The 9,382-nt window shown below is 59.1% G+C and carries 6 protein-coding genes; 2 read left to right on the forward strand and 4 right to left on the reverse strand.

The genetic code is table 11. The features are described from left to right. Window positions 1-3,299, reverse strand: a 3,299-nt coding sequence (locus tag JF616_00415; GenBank protein ID MBW8886190.1) for a glycoside hydrolase family 9 protein, incomplete at its 3' end; no start/stop codon positions are given. A gap of 271 nt (window positions 3,300-3,570) precedes the next feature. On the opposite strand from JF616_00415, the gene JF616_00420 reads away from it, so the two are divergent. Further along, window positions 3,571-4,131 (forward strand): hypothetical protein, encoded by a 561-nt coding sequence (locus JF616_00420; protein MBW8886191.1) that lies wholly within the window; start codon window positions 3,571-3,573, stop codon window positions 4,129-4,131. A gap of 50 nt (window positions 4,132-4,181) precedes the next feature. Here the strand turns inward: JF616_00420 and JF616_00425 are convergent, their stop codons facing one another. The 3 genes from JF616_00425 to JF616_00435 all read right to left on the reverse strand — a co-directional run bounded on the left by JF616_00425 (window position 4,182) and on the right by JF616_00435 (window position 8,116). Further along, a complete protein-coding gene (locus tag JF616_00425) occupies window positions 4,182-5,399 on the reverse strand; it encodes a cellulase family glycosylhydrolase (GenBank protein ID MBW8886192.1) in 1,218 nt (405 codons plus the stop codon). 237 nt (window positions 5,400-5,636) lie between these two features. After that, window positions 5,637-7,529, reverse strand: coding sequence for an RICIN domain-containing protein (locus JF616_00430; GenBank protein ID MBW8886193.1), 1,893 nt, complete (start codon window positions 7,527-7,529; stop codon window positions 5,637-5,639). Between the two features lie 143 nt (window positions 7,530-7,672). Next, the gene (locus JF616_00435) at window positions 7,673-8,116 is read right to left on the reverse strand and encodes a DUF5329 domain-containing protein (protein ID MBW8886194.1); all 444 of its coding nucleotides are present in this window, start codon (window positions 8,114-8,116) and stop codon (window positions 7,673-7,675) included. Window positions 8,117-8,369: 253 nt separating this feature from the next. Here JF616_00435 and JF616_00440 point away from each other — a divergent pair, with 253 nt between their 5' ends. Further along, window positions 8,370-8,906, forward strand: a complete 537-nt coding sequence (locus tag JF616_00440) for an RNA polymerase sigma factor (protein ID MBW8886195.1) — start codon at window positions 8,370-8,372, stop codon at window positions 8,904-8,906. Window positions 8,907-9,382 lie beyond the last annotated feature (476 nt).

Consider the following 9,382-nt stretch of genomic DNA (forward strand, 5'->3'; position numbering starts at 1 on the left):
GAGCAGACGCCGACCCTGGCGCTTGGCGGCAAGGCTTGGGTCTCTCCGGATGGGCACATCGATGAAATCTGGGTCAACGGCGCGGCCTTGCCGGCGTCCTCCATCGCCCAGGCTGCCGACGGCAGCGCCACCTTCTCGATCGGCTCGGGCGTGGTGTAAATCCCGTTCTTGCCCAGATTGAGATCGATACCAGCGAAGGGAACGGGATCGGTCGCGGCTTGATGCGCTCGGACCGACCATGCTGTGGTGAAGAGATCGAAGGGAGCGGGGGTACGATTCTGGTCCAGATAGAATTGCAAATCAATGCGCGCCCTGCCCGCCACCGGCAATGTGCTCTTGAGAACGATGGGCATGTAGTAAACGTCGGTGAAGCCCGCGAGCTTTACCGGTTTGCCGTCGCCGTTGGTCCCGAAGGCCAACACCGGCGTGCTTCCCGAGCCGGCCACGTCCCACATCTGGCTATCGTCCGAGACGGCGACTATTTTGGAAGCGGTCGTGGCGTCGGTGGTGAAGTAGAATCGCAATTCGACGCCGGTATAAGGCTTTTGCTCGTTGTTGGCGATGTCGATGTACATCTGGAAGCTGGTCCCGCTTTTCCCCTTGTTCGTGGGCTTCACGCGGAGCGTGTAGTCGACCAAGACTTGGGTGGTCTTAAAGTGGTAGTACCCGCCCACGCTATCGTCGGTGACGGTCCCGGAAGTTACGCTGTACTTATAGCCGGTCGCGGCTTGGAGGCTTTTCAAGGTCACCGCGTGGAATACGGTCGGCAATCCCCCGTCATCCGGTTGCTGCACCTTGGCCGGCTTGCCGGCGGCCGTCGCGAGATCGTAATCCACGCGGCTATCGTACGGCCCGTTGCGGGTCCACCAACTGACGGTCGCCTTGTTGTCGGTCTCGTTGCAAACCTTGACTCCGGTGATCAAAGCGGGCGGGCGCGCGGAAGAAAGGGTGGTGAACTTGTAATAGGCCCCGCCGTTCTTGTCTTCGGTGACGTTGCGGTGGATGTCCATGCCCTTGAGGTAGAAGTAATAGGTGGTGGCGGGCGTGAGTCCCGTCAGGACGATCTGCTTCGCGAACCCGAGGGTGTCGGGGCTGACCTTCTGCAGGAGCTTGCCGCCGGGGGAATCGTAAAGGAAGAGAGAATCGCGCGAGAGTTCGCTGGAGGTCCAGGTAACGGTGGCGCGCACGTCCTCGGGGATGACGTTCACGTTGCGGAACTTGGGGCCTTCGTTGTCGGGCGGGATATCGGCCGCCAACATTTGCGCGGGGATGACCATCTGAGCGGAGAAGTCGATGCACGTTTCGGTATTGTCCCATTTATCCCATTCGTCCAAGAGGAGATCGTTGGGGTGGCATCCTCCCATGAAGGCCCCCTTGGGGACCTTGTACTCGTAGGGAAAGCCTCCCGCGTTGTAGCCTTCGGGATTGGAGGCCCGGTTATGGGGATGCTGCAGGTTCCGATCGCCCGCGCCCATGATGAAGCTGAGGTCCCAGGGGTTCACCCCCAACTCGTAATTCATGTTGTCCATGCCGAAATGCAGGTAGTCCTTGTCGCCGGTGAGATCCCAATAGAGGAAAAGTTCCAGTACGGTGCCGAAGTTGTAACGGTTGTAACCCCAATGTTCGGAGACGAAGACGCCGTTGTAGGGAGGCTGGGCGTGAATGGCATAGAGCGGGAATTTGGAGTTCGCGAGCGCCTGGGTGCCGTTGCTGCCATCATTGATGGTGCGCGCCAACAGCGCGATGCAGTCCGCCTTCAGGGAATCGGCTACTTGGGGGGACAGCCCGTAAGCGGCGGCCTTTTGCGGATTGTCCACGATCAGTTTCGCCAATCCGTAGGTGGTGAAGACGTGGGTGTTCTCGTAATCGGTCGGCCATCCGCCGGGCATGAACGGTCCCACTCCGCCGGTGCTCCCTGCCACGGCCTGGGCCATCAGGCCGGTGGGGAATTCGCCCTGGTTGAATTGGGCGTTAGGGCTTTTGCCCAAGGCGGGGTTGTCGAGCAGATCGAATTTGTAGGTCGTATCCTTGGTCGCGAACCAGAGGGCGAAGGCGGCCAGGGCTTCGTCGTCCCGGGTGGGGCCGCCGCCCGGATAGCAACAAGGGTTCTTGGTGGTGCTGCCGCGTTTGACGGAGATGATCTTGGCGTAGATATCCTTGGCGGCGGCGAGGCACTCGGCGGCATAAGCCGGATCGAAGGGCTCCCATCCCCATGAGAAGAACGCCAATGCCGCGCAGAACATGCCCGCGACATTGCTGCCGATGCCGGCGGTTACGATCCGATCGGGCCCGCCGCGGGTGACGGGTTGGGCATCCTGTTTTTCGGGAACGTCCCAATAGAGGTGATCGACGCCGGGACCCGTGCCCACGCTATGGTACATGTCGGCCTTGTCGATGAGGCCGTCCTTCTTGCTGGCCTTATACAGCTTCAGGATGAAATCGGCGCCGACCTTGGCCTCGTTCAGGACGTCGGGTATCCCGTCGTTCCCGAATGGCAAGGTATCGTTGTAAGACGCGCCGTACAGGTCTTCCCCCTTCTGGGGCCAATAGGCGTATGCCAGCGCAAGGACCAGCGCGGCATAGCCTTCGGTCTCGCCGTACTTGCCATGGTCGCCGCAATCATGCCACCCGCCCGACAAGTCACCAGCCCGCCCCGCCCCGAGCGCGCTCCCGTCCTTAAGATGGCAATCCTTGTGGAACCAGCTATGGGTCGCGCCGCAGCGTTGCGCCCCGAAGAAATTCAGCGTCTTCCCGAAAACGAGATTGTAAACCTGGTCGTCGATTGCGAAGGTGGCCGAGGTATCCTTACCGCAGGTCAGGAAATACCTCCCCGGCGCCTTGAGGCTCGAGAAATCGGCCAAAGTCAGGGACACGTTGGCCAAAGCCTTATCCAACTGGTAGAGCGGATTAATGCTGTTGTAATAGCCGAGGATGCGGATCCCGCCTTCGGTGGACGGACCGATCGCGGAAAGGGGGCCTTTGTACGCCACCGTGCGCGACACCGCATCCACGACCTGAAATTCGGCCGCCGCCGCATTGGCCACGAAGGCACGCTTATGATCGTCCTGGGGCAGGTAACCCACCTGATTAACGCGGATGTTACGCGGGTGGAGGTTGAGGGAGTCGAGTTGCCGCCGCCCGCAAGACGCGCAAGTCTTGTCGACCACGACTTGGGCATGGAGGGAAACGGCCGTTAGGGCGGCGATCCAGACCAAGATGCGGGCAGGCCATTTGGCCCAAAGGCGAAAGTGCGTTGCAGAAGGGACCGAGTCGAAACTATTATGCTTGGATCTGCTCATGGAGCTTTCTTTGTGGGCTACGGGCACCGATACGTTTGTCTTAAGTCCACGGAAACGGACTAATGCTTACTAGCTAGGAAAGGTAGGGCAAAAATGCGGTTAATATCCGCATTTTTTCCGATTCTCTCCCCCTTTTCTACCCGTTCCTCAATTCTACCCTTTCCACCCGGCAGATCAACCTAGGGGTTGTCGCGAAAGCATGGTTTTTCGCGACTACCTTAATTGAAGGGACGATAACTCTTGCGCGACTCGCAGTAAGGGCGATTAGGACATGGCAACGCTAACGGATATTTACAAGCCGGAATTGTGGGAAAGCTTCTTCGTCATGGTAGGCGGCGGGGTAGCCGCGTTGACCGGCCTAGTCTTCGTCGCGCTCTCCTTAAGCCTTGAGGAGATGGCTAAAGAGGCCACCCCGAAATATCGTTCCATCAATACGTTAGCCGGATTAACCGCCATTTTCGTGAGGTGCGCGTTGGTTCTGATGGGCGGCCAAGACCATACGGCAATAGCCGTGGAGTGGTTGATAACCGCATCGATTGGGGTCATCATTTTCCTGTACGGTTTCCGTCAGGCGTTCAAGTTCGGGTCCCAGCCTAGTAAATATCGCTTAGCGATCGGAAGCTCCTTATACCTGGCGGAAATAACCGGTTCCGTGGCGCTGCTAGCCGGGTCGCTGTGGGGGTTGTACCTGGCCGCGATTGCCATGATCTTGAACGTGGCATTCATGATTTCAGCCGCATGGCTGCTGGTTGTCGGGGTATTCCAGGCGAACAGAGAGAAACAAAGCCGATCTGCCGTCGCGGGCGAAGCAGGGCGCCGATCGGAGAGCTAGGAATCAGGTCAGTAACCGGCGCGTTACGGATCGGAAACCGACGCGCCGAGTCAGGGCGGGTTCGCGCCGATTCGCTCCGGCCTTCCCGGAATCCGTTTGCCGTCGAAACGGAAAGGCGTCCCTTCCGCGGATATGGCCCGCGGGTAGTCCGGGAACAAGCCGGGAAAGGAAATCCGCGCTCCACGGCCCGACGCGGGGTTCGTGCGAATAGCGGAAATGCCCAAGGCGTTCGCCGCCGCCTGCAGTCCGGGGCGGATATCGGCCCAGGATCCGTATTGATCCACGCCGGAGTAGGACCAGGCCATGGCTCCCGCATAGCCGGAGTCCACCGCCCCTTGATAGAATTGCGTCTCGGTCCGATACCCCGATTCGCCGTTGCCGGGGAACTCCCCTATCAAGACGGGCTTGTTCAATTTCCAGGCCGTGGCCTTCTTGTCGAAAGGGCTATAGGTCCAGCCCGACCCCCGCATCCAGGAATAGTAGTGGACCTGGTAGAAGTCCAACTTGGAAAGCGAATCCCCGGTCGCGGCGAACAAGGCGCTGTCGCTCCATAAATTCCTTTCCATGCCGGTGGGATTGTCCCAGTCCCATTTCAGGCTCGCCGATCCCGTGGTGACCAACGCCTGCGGCGCCGCGCGGTGGATGGCGGCCGCGAGCTTGCCGGTCCAGGCTTGTAACTGCCGGGTGGTAGCCCTTTGCGGCGTGCTGCCGTCGTTGTCGAGCATCCACTCCGGCTCATTGCAGATTTCCCAGGCGACCAGAGCCGGATGCGTCCCGAAACGTTGGGCCAAGGGCGTCAGCACCTTTTCGATATAGGAACGCGTATGCGCCGTATCGGTAACCAGCTGGATGTGCATGCCCGCGTAGGGTCCGGCCGAAGCCGTGAAATCCTTCGCCAAATCGAAGGACCAAAGCGAGGGCATCACCAGAATGCCATGCCGCTCCGCCGCGTCGAGGATGGCCTGGAATTGCGGGATGAATTCGGAATCGAGCCCGGTGACCATACCTTGCCCGTCGAACTCGGGCGAGGAACGGCCGTCGCAATGGACCCACCAGCGCACCGAATTGCCGCCGGCCGCGGCCACCGCGGTGAAAACGCTATCGAAGAAGTTCGCATCGTAGAGCGCGCCCCACGTGGGGTGGCGGCCTACATCGGTGCCGAAGGCATTCCAAGGAACGTTGACGCCGTTGAGGAAAACCGGTTTCTGACGGAAGATGAGGCGGTTAGAGTTTTGCGACCAGATCAGGGCAGCGGGCAATAAGACCATTGCAAGCAACCGGGTCTTCGCAATCAGGAAAAATCGCATTACCATGCCCAATAGCTAACATAATTTTCGAAAAGCGGTACGGATGGATTTACGGTTTAATCGCGAACGCCTTCACGACTTTCATCCCGGCACCCCGCAACTCGAACAAATACCTACCCCGAGGCAGATTGCCGATGGGGAGGGAAATCTCGCGGTTCGCCTTCGTTCGGACTTCCACCATCCTGCCGTCCCCGCGGTTCAGTAGGGAGAGTTGTAACAGCGCGCCGCAGGGCGCACCAAGACCGACCATTTCTGGTTCGCTCCGCCGTTCTGGGGCCACTGGTCAATCAGCGCCCCGGCGCTGGTCGAAGCGCCGATGACGTCCAACGCCTGTCCGCTGCGGGCGTTATTCAGGATAAGGTAGTCCGGTGTACTCGGGAACCAGGCCCACTGCTGGTAGTCCCCGCCCGTCCATACGTTCTGCTCAACCGCGGCGCCGGATGCCGTGGAGCCTCCCCGCACGCCTAGCGTCTGCCCGCTCGCCTGGTTCACCAAGCGCAGAATGCCGCCCAAACGGTTCCTCTGCTGGAGATTGATCGACCACGCCTGGTTCGAGCCATCGTTCACCGTCCATTGTTCCATTTGCTGGCCCGCCGTATGCGAAGAACCCGGATCGTCCAGCGCCATCCCGCTGTTGACGCTCACGAGCAGATACGTCGAAGCGGAATCGTACTCGAATGCGCCGAGATCGTACCCGGAACCGAGGGGGCGGCAGCCGCCTCTTTGATCATAGGGTACTCCTCCGCTTCCTCCGTCGATGGCAACGCTGCCCGGCAGAAGCGGATAGACCTTAGGAAGCCCGTTGACCGACTGGAATTTCGCGAGCTGCGGGTCGATATTCAGGAAGTTCGAGGGTGGCGTGCCGGCGTATGCGAGAACGATGTCCGGGCCGACCCAGTAGGTGAAATCGCCCCATAGGTCCGCTCCCTGGGCCGCCGTGTTATAAGCGTAAATGTTATCGCCCTCATTCTTGGTGCCGCCGCCATTGGCGGCTTCGTAAAGTCCGCCGCCGCAATTTCCCGCGGAGTTCTGCGCGACGGTGATGTAGCTGGCTTCCCAATAGCCGGCATTGCCGTCATGGTAAATACCGCCCCCATTGCGGGTAGCGGAGTTCTTGCCGAAGGTTGAATTGTGCATGAAGACTCCCCCGCCGCCTTTGATGTAGAATCCGCCGCCATCGACGGTCGCCGAATTCGAGTCGAAGGTAGTGCCGTCCACTACGATATGGCCGAAGGCGCTATAGATGCCGCCGCCATTGGGCGCCCGGTTGCCGGAAAACGTAGAGCCCGTAGCGGAGATGTTCGCGAAATCATTCAAGTACCGGTCAGTACCGCCCATGATATAAACGGCCCCGCCCAGGCCTGAACCGCCGTTTTGGTCGGCTGCATTAGCTGAGAAAGTGGTGCTTTTGGCGACCAAGGTAAAGCCGCCGCCAGCGCTGGCGCCGCCGCTGCCGTCCATGGTTACCGCGCCGCCGAAACTGGCATGATTATCGTGGAACGAGCTGGAGGTTACATCCAATTCTCCCGCCGCATAGACGGCTCCCCCCGACCAGGCGCTACAGTGGTCGATCTGCACCGTCGTTAGGTTGGTCGTATTCATGTTGCCCGCCGCCGCCCTATTCACGCCCAGGCAACCTCCGGAACCGCTGTTACCATGGGCTCCGGTAAGCCGCAGCCACTTCATCGTGAGCGTCACGTCCTTCGACATCGATCCCGGCACCTGGAGGAGCGCCCCTCCGGTGGTGCTGATCGTGACCGTGGCGTAGTCGGGGTGGGCGCCTTGATAATTCCCCTGGATCGTCATCGAGCCGGTCACGGCGATCGCTCCGAGATTTGGGGCGAGGATGATATTGGTGGCGCCCGGACCGCCGAGTTGGACGATGTCGTTATTTCCGGTCCCTTGACCGCAAGCGTTCCGCGAGCCGGTGTTGGCCGCCGTCACGGCCATGCGGAGCGTGCAGCCGGGCCCGCTTAGGCCGTCGCCGGAGCTCGTAACCGTCAGCACGTTCCCCGCCTGCGCCGCTACGCTCGCCAAAGCGGCTAAGCCGGCGAATATCGGTTTTCTCCAGGCGGTCCTTCGATTTTTCATAACGTTCCCCGGGTTTTCGAGCGTTTACGAATCGAACGCTCGGTTTAAGCTAGGATGCCTAATGGGAATGCTTTGTTTCAGGCCGGCAAAGCATGAGGAGACGGGAATTAGCGGCTGCCGAGGCACTTAGCCATCGGGGAAATTCACGGGTTCGCTAGACGATAGCGCTTTAATTCCGCGGTAAGCCACGCGCCGCTGGGGGCGGGCGGCAGGGAGTCGCATTGCACCTGGTAGGGAGTTCCGCTCATGCTGCTCGTGGAAGCTCCTTTGTCAATGAAGGATTCCGCCGTGGTAAAAAGACCCTTCTTTACCAGATAAGCATACTTGCGCCGCAAATGATCAACGGCCTTTTCGCTTGAATACCAGCTGCCATTCCGGTTAAAGCGACATCCCGACTTTTGCAAATATTGGAAGAGATGTTCCACTTCTTCCTGAGGGGACTTCGTCGGCTTTTTGACCGGAGTCGAATCACTGGCCGCGGTTTTAATGTTAGGCGCCTTGGATGGGTCGTTGGCATAAACCCCTGCCGCCAAGGCAAAACCCAAGACCAGGGTTTTCGGAAAATTCCGACTGATGATTAATTTCATATCCGTATAAAGTAGCTTGGTTCACCGCCATAGGGTGGCTCCGAATTGGGAGCAGGCGAAATATCCGACTTCATTCGGCGGCTTGAAGTAGTCGACAACGAATCTCCCGTAATCGCCTATCCCTTCCCTACTGACTTTGGTCCGGCAGAATCGCCGTTTCGTCAGTTCGCACCTTCCGCCTATGAATGGCCATCGTAATTTGCCCTCCGTGATGGTGATCGCAAATCTAGACGTTCCACGAAAGGAGAAGGAAATGGCCTACGAGAACACCCTGCAAGTGGAGACCGACCCGGCGGACGAGGGAAGGATTCTGGAGCCGCTCTTTCGGAAATACCATCGTAAGCTAACGTTTATCTGCTACCGGTACGTGCAGAACTGGGAAGACTCCCGCGAACTGGCCCAAGAGGCATTCTTCAAGGCTTTCCGGCACATGGGGGGTTTCGAAAACCGCAGCCAGCCCTTCACTTGGCTGACCCGTATCGCCATTAACGAGTGCCTCTCCTACCTGGCCAAGCGGGGGCGGCGTAGGCTCCAGGTTTTACATTACCAGCATGATCTCGATAGCGAAACCGAGCAACCGGATTTCGGGCAGGCCAACGACGACAAGCGGGTTGTCCACCGCCTGCTTCACATCGCAGACCCGGCAACTCGCAAGGTGCTAATGCTGATCCTCAACCAAGGCCTCAACCATACCCAAATCGCGGCTATCCTCGGGGTTTCCCGTGTGGCCATCACGCGCCGGCTTACTCGCTTCCGGGGGAAGGCGGTCGGCCATGGTTTGAGGGAGTAACTACCATTTCGAATAAAATTAGCCGGCTTTTTCGCGCGAGTCCTTCAAGTACGGGATTGGAATCGTTGCTCCGAGAATTGAAAACGGATCGTACTTCGCTTTCAATTTGGAAACGGCGCATAGAACATCTTCGCCCAAGGGTGGGGATCGAATTCAAGCTCGGGGCGTACTTCGAAACCCCGCGCATGCAATCCCGATAGTCCGTTCCGTTACGGACCTAACTCCATTGATACCGGGCCAGGCCCTCGACCCGGGAGCGGCGGGCAAACGATGCCGCGATATTTTTGGAACAAATCCCGGAGCATTCGCTTCCTATAGAAGGGCTTTCAACCGCCGGGGTTGCCTTGGATGGATAATCCCTACCCCTGCTCCGCCCTGAACGTCTCTGAACCGCAACTATTAGGAACCGTATTAAAATGAAAATTCCGATGAATACAACCGCTTTTACTTCACTAAAAAGGAAGTCGTTGGTTTTT

The organism is Fibrobacterota bacterium (assembly GCA_019509785.1).
GTDB lineage: Bacteria > Fibrobacterota > Fibrobacteria > UBA11236 > UBA11236 > Chersky-265.